Raw genomic sequence first — 16,177 nt, 5'->3', positions numbered from 1 at the left:
GTTAGCAGTCCGGGGTTTGATCTTGGCTAACGACGAGGCTAAATATGCGTAATTTGTCCCGTCTTGGTGTCGGGTCGAAGTTGCCTCTAACAGCGCAGGGTAAGGGCTTGTGACTCTCAGATTTCGATCGCCGCGGTCTCCGCGCGGAGCCGCAGCGCCTGCTCGGCAACCTCGGCTGGGGCATCGAACCCAGACGACGGGTCGGTGCCGGCGATGATGAACGCGATCGCCCCCAGTGTGTGGCCGCTCCGCCGAGGGCCGAAAGGTACGCGGCCGCCTGGTCGACGTCGAGTTCGGTCACGGCCCGGACCGTAACTCCGAGCAGGCTACGCCAGGGGCCCGTCTTATCCCCTTTGCATTATCTTGACCTTACGCTCCGTACTCTGTCCGGCACGAGCAGTCATCTGGGCGAGTTCCTTCGGGCTCGGCGGCAGCTCACGACCGTTGATGAGGTTGGGTTAGCGCGCTTTGGCGACCGCCGCCGGACGCCCGGGTTGCGCCGCGAAGAGGTGGCCATGCTGGCCAGCGTCAGCACCGATTACTACGTGAGGCTCGAACAGGGGCGAGAACGTAACCCCTCGGGCCAGGTGCTCGGCGCCCTGGCGCGTGTCCTCCAGCTCGATCTCCAGGCCACTGAACACCTCTACGCGCTTGCTTGCCCTCGTACAAGCAAGTGCAGGCCGACCGACCGGGTCCACCCGAACGTGCTGCGTCTATTGGAGGCCTGCCGCCACGAGATGGCGTTCATTGTGAACCGCCGGTTCGACGTGCTGGCTAGTGCTGTGACCGGAAATGATCACCGGGTTCGCGCGTCGACCAGCGCGCCGATTGGATGTGAGGACACATCCGGTCGGCGGAGGGAGTCGCGGTGGCAGAACCGGTCAGGGTGCGCAGGCTGACCGATCAGGAAGGGCAGAAACTGCAGCGCAGCGACCGCAGGAGTCGGTTCATCCCGACACGCAAGGCGGTCGACGAAGAGGCGAAGCACATCGACGAGGTGTACGACCGCATCGCCGCCGGCATAGATCACTTGGGCCGGCTTAATGAGGGCATCAACGGCAAGCAGGTCGCGCTTCCGGAAGAGCGCGGACCCATGCCCGCGGAAGCGCAACACAACGGCGCCGACCAGCGCCTCAGCCGATCTGTACCCATTGGGCCTGTTCCGCGGTCTCGCGGACGGACCATGGATAGGGGATCCGGTCCGCTGCCGCTTACCCCAGCAATGGTGCGGCTGCGGGTGGTCTGATCAGTTTGATGCCCGTGTCGCGCCCGGTCATGGCCATGCGGAGGAGGCGCCGACGCTGCTCATTCCGGTGGTGTTCCAGGTGAAGTCGGGAAGCGGGGCGGCGGATCGGTCTTCGGCGATGATGACTGCGTCGAACCCCTTGCCCTTGGATTTGTGCATGTTCATGAGGCTCACCGCGACCGGCTCGATCGGCGCGCCGTCCAGAGTTTCCGCGGCCAGGACTCGCCGGACCGCCTGGGCGTCCTTGACGTAAGCGCTCTGCCCGTCCCAGGCATCCATCGGTGCCCATGCCAACGCGTCGGTTGCCTTGAACAGCCTCAGTAGTCGGGCTTTGGCGAAGATCTTCCAGCTGCTTGGCGCCCCCAACTGGGCCCGTGCCACTGCCAGCCCCGACCCGTTCACCTTCACGCTGTAGGGTTTGTCGGCCGCCGCGACGATGATCTTCGCGGCCTTCGACCGCACGGCGGTGTCCGATTGGACGGCAGTGATCACCTTGTCGATCGTGGAAATCGTGGTTCGGGCGCCGCTGGTCGCGCCGGAAACCTTGAGCAGGTCGTAGTCGGCGATCGCGCGAAGTGCCGATGATCGCCTGGACGCGGGGCAGGCCGGGCCATTCCAGGTCCTTCAGTGCGGGGTAGCCGGCTGGAACCCGGTTCTGCCCGGCGGTCACTGAACAAAACTCTGCGTTTTCCCTGGCAGAGCGCACGCGGATTCGTGCTGGAAGTGACCTCACCTGCCTGTCCCATGCGGCGTGGAGCCAGGCTAGCGGTGCTAGATACCGTCACATGGCCGTGATTACCCGTCGCCAGTCGAGCCGTGAACCGCGCGAGGGCTCCCAGGCGGGGAAGTGGCCTGACCTGCAGATTCGCCGGGAAACGGTGCATGGAGTCACTGACAAAACTCTGCGCCTACTGACAAAACCCTGCGTTTCCTGTTGAGCGCAGTGCTACTGACAGTAAATACGCAGAGTTTTGTCAGTGAGCCGAGCTGCCGGCAGCCAGCCGTGAGATGTTTGCCCTGGTCAGACACATTGTCGATCACGACGCAGAGCCGTCGGCAACGGAGAGCTCACTCCGGTCGGCGTCAGCACGAGCGTGTCCCTCTCAGAGCCACTGACATAACTCTGCGCCCGTACTGACAAAACTCTGCGTTTGTGCACGAGGAATGCCCCGACGACGCAGGTGACCACGAGAGCGAGTGAGTCGGACGCGCGTGCGCCACGGGGGAGAATCCCGAACCGATTATTCGAGCGGCACAGGTACCCTGACGAGCTGCCACGGCCGCATCATGTCGTTGTCCTCGTGCTCAAGGATGTGGCAGTGGTGGATGTAGTCGGCGGGATACTTGGTGTCGGTGCCGCTGATGTTCGGAACTGGCGGCGCCGGAGTGAAGGTGGCGATGATCCTGTTCACCATCTCCGGATAGGCGATGAAGCTGTCCCTCCAACCCTGCTCGTACGGCTCAGGTGGGACCGGCGGCCCGACCAGATAACGGGACAGCTGGGGCTTGCCCCCGGCCGTCCGGCCCGCCGCGACCCAGCGCTCGTAGTCCTTCGCGTAGTCCCCGGCCCTGAACTTCTGCCGGTTGTGGATCTGGAACTGGACGAGGTGGACGTGCATGGGATGGGCGTCCCCCGTCGTGTTGACGTATTCCCAGATCTCCGTGCTGCCCGCCTTGATGAAATCGTCCACGGGCTCGAAGAAATACCATCCGTTGATCTTCATGTGGACCGGGTTGTCGTGCGGGTCGGTCGTCTCGGTCAGGACGCGCTCGCGTGAGGGGATTCCCGGTGTCGGGTGCAGCGACTCGAACGGTGGAAGGACCAGCGCGTGGGGCGGCGTCGTGTCATCGCGGCCCGACAGCGGCTCGGTCACCTGGAACCGCATGATCTCCGGAATGGCCGGGCCGCCGCCGCCACCGGGGTACGGCACGACGGCGTCGTTCATCAGCGTGACGCTCGCGCCGCGCGGCAGTCCTCCGAAGTCGACGATGACGTCCGCGCGTTCCGAGGGGGCCAGCAGGATGGTCGTCGAGCGCAGGGGATAGGCGCGCAGGCCGCCGCTGATGCCGATCAGCCAGAAGGGCAGCCGGACCCGGCCGTCGCTGAACCAGAAACGGTAGAAACGCGAGTTTGAACCGTTGAGCACGCGCAGTCGGTAACGTCGCGGCTCGACCGCCAGGAACGGGTACGCCTTGCCGTTCACAACGGGCGTGTCGCCGAAGAATTCCGGGACCCAGATGGGGTGGTAGGCGCTGATCCCCTTCGTAGGGTAGAAGAGCGAGCCGTCGGCGTTGAACGTGCGGTCCTGGATGATGAGCGGGACTTCGAAACGTCCCCGCGGCAGGCGGAGCGCATCCTCGGCCGGATCGCGGATCAGATAGACGCCGGAAAGTCCCAGGTAATTGTTGAGCCGGGTGAGGTCCATCGCGTGGTCGTGGTACCACAGCATGGTCGCCCGCTGCCTGTTGCCGTAGGCGTAGATGGCCTCGTTGGGTGCCGCCCCAGACAGCGTGCCGTACAGGGAGCCGTGGAGCCCGTGTGGTGTGAACCAGGCGTCCGGGTTGCCGTCGGACTGCGGTGGGTTCCACCCGCCGTGCAGGTGGACCACGTTCCAGACGTTGACGTCGCGGGGGAGGTCCATGGGCCGCCCGCCTGGCGGATCGGGGGGAACGCCCGGCAGGTTCCTCCACAGGGTGACGTCGATCGACCTCCGCAGCAGGTGGGTGGTCGGCAGGTGGTTGCGATACCTGACGATCACCGGCCGGTCCCGATGGGTGACCAGGATCGGCCCAAGGTACCCCAGCCCCATCGGCCGCCCCGGATCGGACGGGTGAGAGGCCCAGTAACCCCACGCGGCGGTCGTGTTCAGGTCCCGATGAAAGCGCCACGGGGCCTGCCGCATAGTGATCTCGTAATAGTCGCTGTCGGGGTAAGTCGATTTCTCGGGAACGGCCACAGGCAGTAGGGGCAACGGGTCGGCGTATTTCCGTAGGGGCCGCGTCGCTGCTCGCAGTCCGAAAACACCTATACCCGTCGCCGCCGCGAGGCGCGCGAATTCCCGTCTCGTGAGCCGCATCGCTGTGCCTCCGCTTTCATCCCGCGTACGGCTGTCGCATATGCCTTTGTCCGGGCCCGGCTGACATGCGTGAGCGTTTCGGCCCGCGATGGCCGACGCACCTGGCTTCTCCCTTCTGAGGCTAGACGCCATCTCGTCAACAACCGCTCAAATGTGACTATTCACGTCTCGTCAGGCGTCACGGCTGGCGCCGCGCGAGTATGATCGAGCGCGCGGGATGATCTTTAGGTAGCTCCGGATGGGGGCGAGCATCCGTCGTCCGGTGAGCTCGCGGCTCTCGCGTAGAGAAACTTCTAGAGGACGCCCAGATCAAGCTCAGCAGGGCATCGCCGCTGGTCGATGGATGGCACCTGGGAGCGGATCCTGGACGGGCTGCGGGCAGGATGCGATGAGGCCGACGGCCAGGACTGGACAGTGAGCGTGGACTCCACGGTGGTGCGCGCTCATCAGCACGCCGCCGGAGCCCGACGTGCGCCGGCTGCCGATATCCCACCAAGGGGGAGGTCGTAGATCACAAAACGAGTACGCATCGAGAGGCCTTGGGCCGCTTCCGCGGCGGGCTGAGCACCAAGATTCACCTGGTCGCCGACCGGCGCTGCCGTCCCCTCGCGCGGATCCTCAGCCCCGGCCAGCATGGAGACAGCCCGTACTTCCAGCGGGTGCTGAACACGATCCGGATTGTACGCCGGGGCTTGGGTCGCCCCCGCAGGCGGCCGGCGACCGTATTGGCGGACAAGGCGTACTCCTCCCGGAGTAACCGCGCTACCTGCGCAGGCGTGGCATCAAGGCGGTCTTCCCGATCAAGAAGGATCAGCAGGTCAACCGCCTCAAGCGGGGCAGTAAAGGCGGGCGTCCGCCCATCTTCGATGCCGAGCGGTACAAGGAGCGCAACACCGTCGAGCGGTGCATCGGCAAGCTCAGGAGCCACCGGGCTGTGGCCTTACGCACTGACAAACGCCAGCGCATCTACCAAGGCACCGTCGACGTCGCCTCGATCAAGCGCCCGGTATGCATGGCCACCGTCATTGTGATGCGTCCGGGCCAAGTTGGGGGACGCCCGTAGCGGGAGCCGAGGGTGAGATCAGCGGTCCGGACGACGGCAACGGCGGCTTGCGGCAGGCCATGCCCGTGAGGGCGTGTATCCCGGTTCTCGGCTTCTCGGCCGCCGGGCGGGGCCGAAGCGCGACACGGCCACGATGACCTTCATCCCCGATGCTTCGGCCGGGGCGCACGTCGTCCCGATGCTGGCCTTGCCGGGTACGTCAGGCCAGGTCGGTCAGAGCATCGCGCAGCCCTCTGCGCTGCTGATCCCGAGCGTGGGTATATCCGGTACAGCTGGCTGCGACATGCGGTGGGACAGGAGCAGGTGGTCGGCGATCCCTTCGCCCCTCAGACCGAGGCCGTCTTCGGCACCGGCCTCGGTGCGCTCACGGCGCTGGCGCTCACCGTGCGCTCCCGCCACCTCGTCCGGGCGCTGATACTGCTCGACACCCTGCCAGGAGCCGGCGACGCCGCTGCCGGGAAAGGCGCCCCTCGCCCGGCCCACCGGCTGGACCCCGATCTCCGCCACGAGGTCGTGGAGAACTCCGACCGATCGTTGTCGTGGCGCCATCACCTCGGCAACCTGCCGCCGGAGTCGGCGGACCACCTCGACGACGAGACTCTCTGGGACCAGTTGGCCGTGCTCGCCGCGTTCGACGTGCCGGTCGTGGTGGTACGCGCGGCCGAGAGGTCCCGCCTGACCGACGACGCCATCGCTGAACTGCGCCGCCGCGCCCCCGGTGCCCGGCTCGTGACCACCGACGTCCACCGGCCGAGGGCGCTGGCACAGGTAGTGAACGAGATCACAAAGGGGAGATGATCATGGCTGACGACATTCCGTTGATCGACCTCGAGTTGGCGCTGAGTGATGACGCGCCGAAAAGCCTGCTGGAGTCCGTCAGGCAGACGGGAGAGGAGCTCGGCATCCTCCAGGTCGTGAACCACGGCGTCCCCGACGACCTGATCGACGAGTTCCACGACCGGATCGCGCGCGTGCTCGACCTGCCGAGGCAGGAGAAGGCGAACCTGGCCAGCCCCACCGGTCACCCCTACCGCGGCTGGCGGCAGTGGCCGGACGACTTCGGCCGGCTGGAACTGGAGCGCTTCAGCATCGGCCAGTTCGACAACGCGGAAGACGCCAAGTCGGCAGGGCTTTCGGAGGAGTACGCGCAGCTGTACGCGCACGACAACGTGTGGCCTTCGCAGGACCCCGGGCTCGCCGACGTCGCCCGGCGCTACCACGACGCCTCCGTCGGCGTCGCGGAGAAGGTCCTCGAGCTGTACGCCCGCGTGCTCGGCGTCTCCCCGGCCGTCTTCCCCACCGTCGGCCGGCCGTACCACACCACATTCGTCGTCAACGACTACCCGACCTGGATCTACCCCGATGTTCCGGAGGACGAGGACAAGCTGCTCCTGCTGGAGCACGCCGACGGATCCGCGCTGACAGTGCTGCACCAGCGAGGCGACTACGACGGCCTGCAGGGCCAGGCCGTCACGGGTGAATGGATCCCGGTTCCGATCGTCCCGGGAGCCCTCCAGGTCTTCTCCGGATCGCTGCTCACCCATTGGACGAACGGCCTGCTGCGCGCCGGACGTCACCGCGTCGTGGCCGGAGGCACCGTCACGCGGCGTTCGACGGCCGTGTTCTGGCACCCCAGCCTGGACACGGTGATCGAGCCGCTGCCGGCGTTCGTCGGGCCCGATGGGTCCGACTTCGAGCCCGTGCTCCTCTGGGACAGGACGAAGGGACAGGTGGAGGAGTATCTCCAGGTGTTCGGGCGTCCCGAGCAGGTCGCCGCCTGGCGGGAGGGCCGCCCGTACGTCGCAGAACTCTCGGAGGCGTAGACGTGCCTGCATCCGACACTTTCACCTGGGTGCCCAGCGAGCGGTGGGTCCGGGGGGTCAGGGGCGACACGACCGTCGTCGACAGCAGGCGCCCGGTCCTCGTCTGGGAGCCGGGCGTGCCCGTCCCCGGCTACGCCTTCCCTGAGGAGGACGTCCGGACTGACCTGCTGAGGGCCGGCGAGGCGGTGGACGGCGTCGTCTTCTACGACCTTCTCGACCGAGACGAGACGGTCGAGCGTGCGGCCTGGACCTATCCCGACCTCCCCGGCCACATCGCCTTCGGATGGTTCCGCCACCCCGCCGGCGTGCTCGACCACTGGTACGAGGAAGACGAGGAGATCTTCGTGCACCCCCGCGACCCCTACAAGCGTGTCGACCCGATCCCCAGCTCGCGTCACATCAGGGTCGAGATCGCCGGCCAGGTCGTCGCCGACACCCACCGGCCCGTGCTGTTGTTCGAGACCGGACTGCCGACGCGGTACTACATTCCGCCGGATGACGTAGACTTCGACCTTCTCGAGGCCACGCGGAGCCACACCCGCTGCCCATACAAAGGCATCGCCTCGTACTGGTCGTTCCGGGACGTAGACGCCGGCGTGCCCGCGGACATCGCGTGGGCCTACCCCGCTCCGATCCCCGCGGCCGCGCAGATCAAGGATCACGTCGCGTTCTACAACGAGGCCGTCGACATCGTCGTGGACGGCCAGAAGCTCGACAGGCCGGTGACCGTCTTCAGCGGGCAACTGGCTTGACGGCTCCTCCGGACGCGAAGACGGGAGCCCGAGGGATCGCGCCCTCCGGCTCCCGTTCGCCCGGTACCCATTCGCGATCGCGGGTCGTCAGATGGGAGCGGCGCGCTCAGTGGAGCCATGTCGAGCGGCTGCGGGGGAGCGTTGAGCACCGCCTCGTCGAGACAGTCCTCGCTGCGGGCGACGGGGACGACGTCAGTGCGGCAGGTCGGCGTGACGTTCGAGGAACGCGGCCACTTCCGCTGGATGCTCCAGCGGAAGTGGGTAGACCACGAGCCGGTCGACGCCGAGGTCGGCGTAACGCCGGGCGGTTCCGGCGTTTACCGGGGAGAGCTGCATAAAGTTGATCTCCAGTCGACCCAGCCACTCCGGGCGTTCGACCTCGGCGGCCGCCGTCCGCAGCCCGATGAGATGCCCCTCTAGATCATCTGGGCTGTCTCCATTGCCGAACCACCCGTGGCCGCGGGCGACCGCCCGCCGGAAAGCGGCCGGGCTATGTCCACCGATCACGATCCGCGGTCCGTCTTCCCTGACAGGCCGCGGGTGTGCGTCGATGCCGTCGAAGGCCACGTACCGGCCCTGATAGGACGGCGCGGGCTGGGTCCACAGCGCCCTCATGGCGTCCAAGTACTCGTCTGTGCGCCTGCCACGCTCCGAATACGGCACTCCGACGGCGGTCATCTCCGGTTCGAGGTATCCGGCTGCGACCCCCAGGGACAGCCGGCCACCGCTGAGCACATCGAGGCTCGCGACCTGCTTGGCGAGTACCAGCGGATTGCGCTGCGGCAGGATGATGATCCCGGTGCCGAGCTCCAGCCGCTCAGTGACGGCAGCGACGTAGGCCAGATGCACCAGCGGGTCGAGAATCGGATCTGTCGGCTCCATCGGCGCAGGCGGTACCCGAGGGCTGGGGAGCACGACATGCTCACCGGCCCACCACGACCGGTAGCCCAACTCCTCCGCCAGTCGAGCAAGCCGGACCGTCTCCGCGGGACCCATGGTGGCCTTGGCGTTCAGCCCGTTGACACCCAGTTCCATCAGCGCCCATCTCCATCCACTTCGGGCGGCGACCACATGCGGTGCCTGCTTGCGACCGCGTGATCAAGCATGAGAGCACACATGCCATACGTCCAAGATCTGCTGTTATAGCCTTTGTCTATGGATGTTCACCTCCGGGATCTGCGCTACTTCGTCGCGGTCGCAGAGGAACTCAGCTTCACCCGAGCGGCGAGTGGCCGGCTCTTCGTATCGCAGCCAACACTGAGCAAACAGATCCGCCAATTGGAGCTCTCCTTCCGGACCGCGCTCTTCGAGCGCGACCGGCGGACGGTCACCCTCACCGCCGCGGGTAGCGCCCTTCTGCCGCACGCTCGGCAGATGATCGAGCAGTGGGAGGGGGCACAGCGTGCGGTTGCCGATGCCGCGGCGACCCAGCACACGACACTTACGGTCGGCTTCCAGACGAGCATCGGTCGCGGACTCATTCCGGCCGTCACGGCCACGATGGAGAAGCTGCTTCCCGGCTGGCGACTCCAGTTCCGCCAGGTCACCTGGGCCGATCCGACAGTGGGACTTGCCGGCGATGTTGATGTCGCCGTCGCCTGGCTGCCGGTCCCGACGGGCGGCGATTTCTCTCATAAGGTGATCACCAGGGAAGATCGTTGGGTCGCTCTTCCAGCCGATCACCATCTGGCCGACTGCCCCGTCATCTCCTTCGAGGACCTCGCCGATGAGCCTTTCATCGCCCTTCCGGCGGCGGCCGGAGCGCTCCGTGAGTTCTGGGTCGGCAACGATCATCGCCGGACACCGGCGCGGATCGCCGCGACGGCCGAAACCGCCGACGAGACTTTCGAAGCGGTCGCTTCGGGGCTCGGGATAGCCCTCCTCTCCGCGGGGAACGCTGAGATCTACAACCGCGTAGACCTCATCTGCCGACCGGTCACCGGTCTCTCTCCGAGTGAGCTTGCCGTCGTCTGGCGCACAGGAGACCATCGCGAGGCCGTTCGAGTGTTCATCGACGCTTGTTGCCTCTGCACGACAGCTTGACGAATACCCGAAGGTACGCCTCGACCGCGCGGCGGTGGTGGGCGCCGATTCGCGCACGCTGGTCAGCGTGAGGAAGCTCGGTCGACAACTCGTCACGACTCATGGGGGGTCCCAGAACGTTCCCGTCAGCCCCAACTCTGCGAGTGGCATCTGGTTGGCGGCCGCAGTGTGTGGTTGGTAGCCGGGTCCAGTCGATCGCCATACCACGGTTGCGAGAGTCTCCAGACGACCTCCGCGGGAACGATCTCACCGATGGCGGTGCCGGTTGCGGTCATCCAACCCGCCGAGCTCAGCGATGGAAGGAGCGAAGAAAGCGAAGTCGACTCGCGCCCGGAGTATCGAAACACAATCTACACTTTACCTACAGGAATATTTGGTTTTGCAGGAGGGTCCACCGATGAGCCTCGAGTTCCTCTGGTACGTCCCGAATCAGGCCGAGCCCGGGCACCGAGGCGACGCCGTCACCGCGAACCACAACAGCTTGGAGACCCTCACCGCTCAGGCCAAGGCCCTTGAGGAGCACGGGTGGGGCGGGGCGCTCATCGGCACCGGATGGGGACGGCCCGACACCTTCACGGTCGCCACCGCACTGGCCGCGCAGACGACGACGTTCAAGCCGCTGATCGCGATCCGGCCCGGCTACTGGCGTCCCGCCAATTTCGCCTCCGCCGCCGCGACCCTGGACCACCTCACCGGAGGGCGGGTGCTCGTCAACATCGTCTCGGGCAAGGACAACCTCGCGGCGTACGGCGACAGCGAAGGCGACCAGGCCCACCGCTACGCCCGCACCAAGGAGTTCATCCAGATCGTGCGCAGGCTCTGGACCGAGGGGAACGTCACCTACCAGGGCCGGCACTTCGGCGTCACGGACTCCACCGTTGCGCCGCGAACGGTCGTCAGGGGCGAACGCCGGCACCCGCGGCTCTACTTCGGCGGCGCCTCCGAGGCCGCCGAGAAGGTGGCCGCCACCGAGGCCGATGTGCAACTGTTCTGGGGTGAGCCTCTCGACGGCGTCGCCGAGCGGATCGAGCGCCTCAGGCGACTGAGCGAGAAGCTCGGACGCGAGCATCCTCCGCTGGAATTCGGGCTGCGGATCACCACGCTGGTGCGGGACACCACCGAACAGGCCTGGACCGATGCCGAAGCCAAGGTCGTGGAGATGGCGAAAGGCAGCAGCACGCGCGACCTGAACCGGCATGCCGCCGTCGGTCAGCAGCGGCTACTCGACCTGGCCGCGCGGGGAGAGGTGCTCGACGACAATCTCTACACCGCCCCCGGAAAATTCGGTGGAGGCGGTGCGGGCACCACCTGGCTGGTCGGCTCGGCCGAGGACGTGGCGAAGTCGCTGCGCAACTACCAGGCCCTCGGCATCACCCACTTCGTCCTCTCCGACACCCCATATCTGCCGGAGATCAAGCGCCAGGGCGACCGGCTTCTCCCGCTGTTGCGTGGATGAGCGCCGGCGCCTTCACCACGCGCTGACCGCGGTCGAGGCGGTGGCAAGGGTGTGGTGTCCGGGCGCATTCGGTCCGACTTGTCCCGTCCTATGAGGAGAGGGCCGTATGAGCGTGCAGGTCGTGGCCGTCACTGGCGCGGCTTCCGGCATCGGAAGGGCCACGGTGGAGTTGTTCGCCGAGCGAGGGGCCCAGGTCGTCGCCGTCGATGTGAACGAGGTCGAACTCGACAAGCTCTCGGATGTGCACGGTGCCATCCCGCTCGTCGGCGACGTGTCCACCGAGCAGACCAACGCCGTCATGGTTCAGCTCGCCGTACGAGAGTTCGGGAGGCTGGACACGGTCGTGCTCAACGCCGGGATCGGCGGGGGAGGGGCGCTGGAGTCACCCGGAGCCATCGACCGATTCGACCGGATCCTCGCCGTTAACGTCCGCGGGACGGCTCTCGGCATCCGGGCGGCCCTGCCCGCCCTGCGGGCGTCGGGCGGTGGTTCCATTGTGGTGACCTCATCGGTCTCAGGCCTGGGCGGCGACCCGCTGACGTGGGCGTACAACGCGTCAAAAGCGGCAGTGATCAACCTGGTGCGCGGCGCGGCGATCGATTTCGCCGTCGAGAACATCAGGATCAACGCCATCGCCCCCGGCCTGACGGCGACCGCGCTGACTGCCGGAGTGGTCTCCGACCCCGCATTCGCGTCCGCCGTGACCGAGCGCATCCCGCAACGGCGCTGGGCTGCCCCGCGTGAGCAGGCCGAGGTCATCTGGTTTCTCGCCTCACCCGCCGCGTCGTACGTCACCGGCGTCGTCATCCCCGTCGACGGCGGCCTCAGCGCCAACAACGGCATCCTCCTTCCACCCGCCCTCCCCGATGGCCGTCCGAGATGATCGTGCCAGCCAGTTGCCGAGGAACTGGCCGGCTTGGACGATGACGACGATGGTGGCGACGGTGATGTAGACGATCGGCCAGTTGTAGCGCTGCGATCCATACGTGATCGCGAAGTCGCCCAGACCGCCGCCCCCGAACAACCCGGCCTGGGGACCGTAAGACACGAACGGCTCTGTCTCTCTTTCGGTGGTGACGGAGGGTTAGGCGCGCTTGCCGTCCTGCGGGGGCGGTCCGGCCTTGGCTCATCGAGTCGGTCAACGACACCCTCAAAGGCCAGCTCGATCTCGAACTCCACGGCGGACGCACCCCACAGGGCGTCGCCGTCCGCGTCGCCCAGCGCGTCCTCGCAATGACCGCCGCAATCTGGCACAACCGGGCCACCGGCCAACCCATCACCCGATCCCTGATCGCCTACGACCACTGATCAGACTTCGGACTTATTCGTCTAGGAGTGGTAGTGGCCGGCATCACCCCCACCCGTTCACGCGAGACGCGGGCCACCCGTCCATCGCTCAGCCGGCGGGCGCCCGCGATCGCCTGTCCGGACGACACAGCACTGCCGCCGACGAGCTGATCCTCAACAAGACCATCGCCCGCTACGAGCGCTTCGATCTTTTGTGCATTGACGAGCTGGGCTATCTGGAACTCGACAAACGCGGCGCCGAACTGCTCTTCCAGGTTCTGGCCGACAGGGAGGAGACCGCGAGCGTCGCGATCGCTTCCAACGAGTCGTTCGGTGGCTGGACCAAGACCTTCACCGACCCCCGGCTCTGCGCCGCGATCGTCGACCGGCTCACCTTCAACGCCACCATCATCGAGACCGGCACCGACTCCTACCGGCTCGCCCGCACCCGCGCCCAGCAGGACGCCGCCCTGGCGTGACGACCATACCCGGCTCCTCCACCCGACGGGAGACCCTGTGTTCGTCCACCGCCTCACCGTGCCGATCGACGACTTCGACGGGCTCGCCCCGCTGGGCCACTGGCCGACCGGCCCCCCGCCCCGCAGCGCACCGCCCGCACCGCCTGGGTCCTGGCCGCCGTCCTGGCCCTCGTCGACGCCGCCGACCAAGTCGGCTGGCGAGGCGACATGCGGCACCTGCCGCTGGTCGGCGTCATGCCAACCAGCTACCAGACCACCCCCTACCTGGTGGTCAAGCAAGACGACGACGGAGCCACCTTCATCATCACCCAAGCCGAACCCGACTGGATCGACCAGACGACATCCAGCGCCCACGTGACCGTCCGCACCATCGGATGCTGAGAACCGGCCCCTCAAGACCGGGAACCCCATCAGGACTGGGAACCGACACACCCCGGCAACAGGCACATCCCCGATGTTCCGTCCCAGGAAATCTGACGCAGGCGTCGGTGTCTGAGCTGGGATGCGTCAGGTAGGTGGGACGATTCCTCGACCTGGGTGTCTCGTTGACTTGACGCAGATCGCAGCGGTCCAGCCCGGCGATCCGAGCGGGGCGGCCATGCCTGGTTCAGTTTCCTGTCTGCGAACCAGGACTGGGCTCAGCCGGGCCGGGGGACGATGCCCTCCAGCAGGAAACCGAGGAAGTGGCCCGCCTGGGCAGGGTTCCCGGCGCGGGCCACGGCGGTGGTGAGGGCGAGCAGCTCGACCACGTCGAGGTCGGGCCGTACGGCTCCGGCCACCTGGGCCGCGCCCAGCAGCGGGGCGGCGACCTCGCGTAGAGCCTGGTGCCAGGCGATGATCTGCGGCGGTTCGACGTCGGCAGGACCCTCGTAGGCGGCCATGAACGCGTCACCGAGCACCTGGCTCTGGGTGATGTGGCAGACGACGGCGCGTAGCCAGTCGATCAGCGCCTCGCCGGCCTCCTGCGATGCGGCCAGCTCTCCGGCAGCATCGCAGAGCGTCCGGATCCGGTGATCGTAGACGGCCTCGATCAGCTTCTCGCGGGTCGGGAAGTGCCGGTAGAGCGTGGCGTTTCCAACTCCGGCCGCCTTGGCGATGTCGTCCAGCGAGGCGTTGACGCCGTCGGCGTTGAGCGCGGCCTCAGCGGCCGCCAGCAGGCGCTCGTGGTTGCGCTGCGCGTCAGCCCGCCGTCGTGATGGTTGAGAAGCCATTTCAGGATCATCCTACTTGCCAACCGGGGACGAATCCCCGTATCGTCTTGAACGGCAAACGGGGACTTGTCCCCACTTAATTACCGGATTCACTGGAGGAGAGCAGATGGCCGAAGAGATGGGAGCGGCGGCGGTCGTCAGGGCGATCATCGCGGCACGCGAGGACAGCGATCTGGAGACCGGCCTGAAGTACATCGCCCCCGAGTCCCTGGACCAAGGCCGGCGGGCCAGCCGCGAGGACTGGCGGCGCAAATGGGAGCACATGAGAGCGGGCTGCCCCGACATGGAGGTCATCACCGAGCACAGCGTGGAGAACGGCGAGTGGGTCGCCAACCGCTACACCATCCGCGGCACGCACACCGGGGACTTCTTCGGACAGCCGCCGACCGGCGAACGCTTCGAGATCAAGGGGATGGACATGGTCCGGGTGCAAGACGGCCGGCTCGTCGAACACTGGGCGTTCGCCGAACCCCTGTAGTAACTTCCTCGCCACCCAGGGGGTGGTCGCTCGTGCGGTCCAGCACATGCGACAGGCAGGCACGGGACTGGCCAACACAGTGATCAGCACCTTAGTGATCATGCGTCAGGATCGATGGGACAACCGTCGAATACGTCAGATTGCTGGGATCTGCGTCAACTTCGGCGGGATGGAACACCCGACACCAGCCCGCCCTTCCGACCCCGCTGAGTGGTACCAAAACTCACTCGCCGAACCTGCTCCGAAGATCGCCAACTGGTACCCGAACTCGCTGATGCCTGGTATCGAAACTCAAGCGTAGAACCAATGAGCCGGACTGGCCGCCCTTCTAAGAACGCGTTTGAGAAGGGCTACTCCGTTGAGTATGGCTCTTCCGCAGTGACTGATTCGATCAGGCTGTGAGGGTATGTTCGTCCTGGTGACGGCGGTGGCGAAAGCGCTGGTTCTCTCGGTCACCATCTCCTGCGCGATCAGCGACCGCGACAACCGATCCTCCTCGGCCTCCAGTCGCGCCCGCACCTCGGCGAGTTCCTCACCAAGCTCCTCGATCCGCTGCCGGGACTCAGCCTGCCGCCGCGCCGGCTCCCCAGCAACGACCCCATCGCCACGAACGCCTCTGGGCCCTACGCCCATCCAGCTGAGTACGAATACTCATGTGCCGTTCTGGTGGTCTTCATATGCTTCGATCATGTTTCCGAAGCAGCGACATCGGCCCGGTCGCCGCCTCCACCCCCTCCAACGTGTGGGCACTCACCGGCGACGAGGGCGACACCTCCGTCCTGCGCTGGGACGGACGCACCTGGACGATCGTCCAGAAGCTGCCCGCGACGGCCGGGAGCCTCGCCGTCACCTCCGACAACGACGTGTGGGTCTTCGGCGACCACAAGGCCTGGCACTACAACGGCACCACCTGGTCGGAACAGAGCGTCTCCTTCCACGCCTTCCGAGTCAGCGCCCGCTCCACCTCCGACATCTGGGCCCTCGACGGCGACGCCCCCTGGGTGCACCACTTCGACGGGAAGGCCTGGGTCCGGATCAACCTGACCTCGGCGCTGCCGAAGGCCCCGCCCCCGTCCGACGATTCCCCGCCCGACCCGACCGGCCCTCGGCTGACCGCCATCACCGCCGACCCGTCCGGCATCTGGACCGTCAAGCACCACTACAAGCTCTTCGTGACGTGCAAGGAGAAGACGGCGCTGCTGAACATGCTGCGCACCTGCTGATGTGAGGGCAGCTTTACTGCCGGGGAACTGCCGGGACAC

General features: G+C 66.7%; 17 protein-coding genes and 1 pseudogene. 14 read left to right on the top strand and 4 right to left on the bottom strand.

What is annotated here, in order from left to right:
* Positions 1–239: 239 nt before the first annotated feature.
* Both Pmi06nite_RS31500 and Pmi06nite_RS31495 read left to right on the top strand, forming a co-directional pair.
* The gene (locus Pmi06nite_RS31500) at positions 240–899 is read left to right on the top strand and encodes a helix-turn-helix domain-containing protein (protein ID WP_239114332.1); all 660 of its coding nucleotides are present in this window, start codon (positions 240–242) and stop codon (positions 897–899) included.
* Positions 869–1,246 (top strand): hypothetical protein, encoded by a 378-nt coding sequence (locus Pmi06nite_RS31495; protein ID WP_203956809.1) that lies wholly within the window; start codon positions 869–871, stop codon positions 1,244–1,246. Before Pmi06nite_RS31500 ends, Pmi06nite_RS31495 begins: the two co-directional genes overlap by 31 nt.
* 27 nt (positions 1,247–1,273) lie before the next feature.
* Here the strand turns inward: Pmi06nite_RS31495 and Pmi06nite_RS31490 are convergent, their stop codons facing one another.
* Both Pmi06nite_RS31490 and Pmi06nite_RS31485 read right to left on the bottom strand, forming a co-directional pair.
* Positions 1,274–1,738 (bottom strand): hypothetical protein, encoded by a 465-nt coding sequence (locus Pmi06nite_RS31490; protein ID WP_203956808.1) that lies wholly within the window; start codon positions 1,736–1,738, stop codon positions 1,274–1,276.
* A 749-nt stretch (positions 1,739–2,487) separates the two neighbouring features.
* Positions 2,488–4,149 (bottom strand): multicopper oxidase family protein, encoded by a 1,662-nt coding sequence (locus tag Pmi06nite_RS31485; protein ID WP_203956807.1) that lies wholly within the window; start codon positions 4,147–4,149, stop codon positions 2,488–2,490.
* 581 nt (positions 4,150–4,730) lie between these two features.
* On the opposite strand from Pmi06nite_RS31485, the gene Pmi06nite_RS31480 reads away from it, so the two are divergent.
* From Pmi06nite_RS31480 to Pmi06nite_RS31465, 4 genes are all read left to right on the top strand, one after another.
* On the top strand, positions 4,731–5,354 hold the full coding sequence (locus Pmi06nite_RS31480; RefSeq protein WP_373317343.1) for a transposase: 624 nt from the start codon (positions 4,731–4,733) through the stop codon (positions 5,352–5,354).
* 335 nt (positions 5,355–5,689) lie between these two features.
* Positions 5,690–6,184 (top strand): alpha/beta fold hydrolase, encoded by a 495-nt coding sequence (locus Pmi06nite_RS31475; protein WP_203956805.1) that lies wholly within the window; start codon positions 5,690–5,692, stop codon positions 6,182–6,184.
* Between the two features lie 2 nt (positions 6,185–6,186).
* On the top strand, positions 6,187–7,209 hold the full coding sequence (locus Pmi06nite_RS31470; protein WP_203956804.1) for a 2OG-Fe(II) oxygenase family protein: 1,023 nt from the start codon (positions 6,187–6,189) through the stop codon (positions 7,207–7,209).
* Positions 7,210–7,211: 2 nt separating this feature from the next.
* Positions 7,212–7,961, top strand: a complete 750-nt coding sequence (locus Pmi06nite_RS31465) for a DUF427 domain-containing protein (protein WP_203956803.1) — start codon at positions 7,212–7,214, stop codon at positions 7,959–7,961.
* Between the two features lie 192 nt (positions 7,962–8,153).
* Here Pmi06nite_RS31465 and Pmi06nite_RS31460 read toward each other — a convergent pair whose 3' ends face one another.
* Positions 8,154–8,996 carry an LLM class F420-dependent oxidoreductase gene (locus Pmi06nite_RS31460; RefSeq protein WP_203956802.1) on the bottom strand — a complete coding sequence of 281 codons (843 nt, stop codon included), beginning with the start codon at positions 8,994–8,996 and terminating at the stop codon, positions 8,154–8,156.
* Between the two features lie 120 nt (positions 8,997–9,116).
* Between Pmi06nite_RS31460 and Pmi06nite_RS31455 the strand changes: the two genes are divergently transcribed.
* From Pmi06nite_RS31455 to Pmi06nite_RS31435, 6 genes and pseudogenes are all read left to right on the top strand, one after another.
* The gene (locus Pmi06nite_RS31455) at positions 9,117–10,004 is read left to right on the top strand and encodes a LysR family transcriptional regulator (RefSeq protein ID WP_203956801.1); all 888 of its coding nucleotides are present in this window, start codon (positions 9,117–9,119) and stop codon (positions 10,002–10,004) included.
* A gap of 397 nt (positions 10,005–10,401) precedes the next feature.
* Positions 10,402–11,460, top strand: coding sequence for an LLM class flavin-dependent oxidoreductase (locus Pmi06nite_RS31450; protein WP_203956800.1), 1,059 nt, complete (start codon positions 10,402–10,404; stop codon positions 11,458–11,460).
* 106 nt (positions 11,461–11,566) lie between these two features.
* Complete coding sequence (locus Pmi06nite_RS31445) at positions 11,567–12,343, top strand: SDR family NAD(P)-dependent oxidoreductase (RefSeq protein ID WP_203956799.1); 777 nt, start codon at positions 11,567–11,569, stop codon at positions 12,341–12,343.
* 239 nt (positions 12,344–12,582) lie between these two features.
* Positions 12,583–12,768: pseudogene (locus Pmi06nite_RS42210) on the top strand (IS982 family transposase); the annotation flags it as partial.
* Entirely contained in the window at positions 12,708–13,226 is a 519-nt protein-coding gene (locus tag Pmi06nite_RS42735) for an ATP-binding protein (RefSeq protein WP_275409623.1), read from the top strand. The pseudogene Pmi06nite_RS42210 and the gene Pmi06nite_RS42735, both read left to right, overlap by 61 nt.
* Positions 13,227–13,433: 207 nt before the next feature.
* Entirely contained in the window at positions 13,434–13,607 is a 174-nt protein-coding gene (locus tag Pmi06nite_RS31435) for a hypothetical protein (RefSeq protein ID WP_203956798.1), read from the top strand.
* A 257-nt stretch (positions 13,608–13,864) separates the two neighbouring features.
* Here the strand turns inward: Pmi06nite_RS31435 and Pmi06nite_RS31430 are convergent, their stop codons facing one another.
* Complete coding sequence (locus tag Pmi06nite_RS31430; RefSeq protein ID WP_203956797.1) at positions 13,865–14,437, bottom strand: TetR/AcrR family transcriptional regulator; 573 nt, start codon at positions 14,435–14,437, stop codon at positions 13,865–13,867.
* A gap of 106 nt (positions 14,438–14,543) precedes the next feature.
* Here Pmi06nite_RS31430 and Pmi06nite_RS31425 point away from each other — a divergent pair, with 106 nt between their 5' ends.
* Positions 14,544–14,915: an ester cyclase gene (locus Pmi06nite_RS31425; protein ID WP_203956796.1), complete on the top strand. Its 372-nt coding sequence runs from the start codon at positions 14,544–14,546 to the stop codon at positions 14,913–14,915.
* Between the two features lie 677 nt (positions 14,916–15,592).
* A complete protein-coding gene (locus Pmi06nite_RS31420) occupies positions 15,593–16,138 on the top strand; it encodes a hypothetical protein (RefSeq protein ID WP_203956795.1) in 546 nt (181 codons plus the stop codon).
* The last annotated feature ends 39 nt before the right edge of the window (positions 16,139–16,177 follow it).

This window comes from Planotetraspora mira, assembly GCF_016863275.1.
GTDB lineage: Bacteria > Actinomycetota > Actinomycetes > Streptosporangiales > Streptosporangiaceae > Planotetraspora > Planotetraspora mira.
Note: the sequence above shows the minus strand (reverse complement) of the source record. Positions and strands in the feature narration are given on the sequence as shown.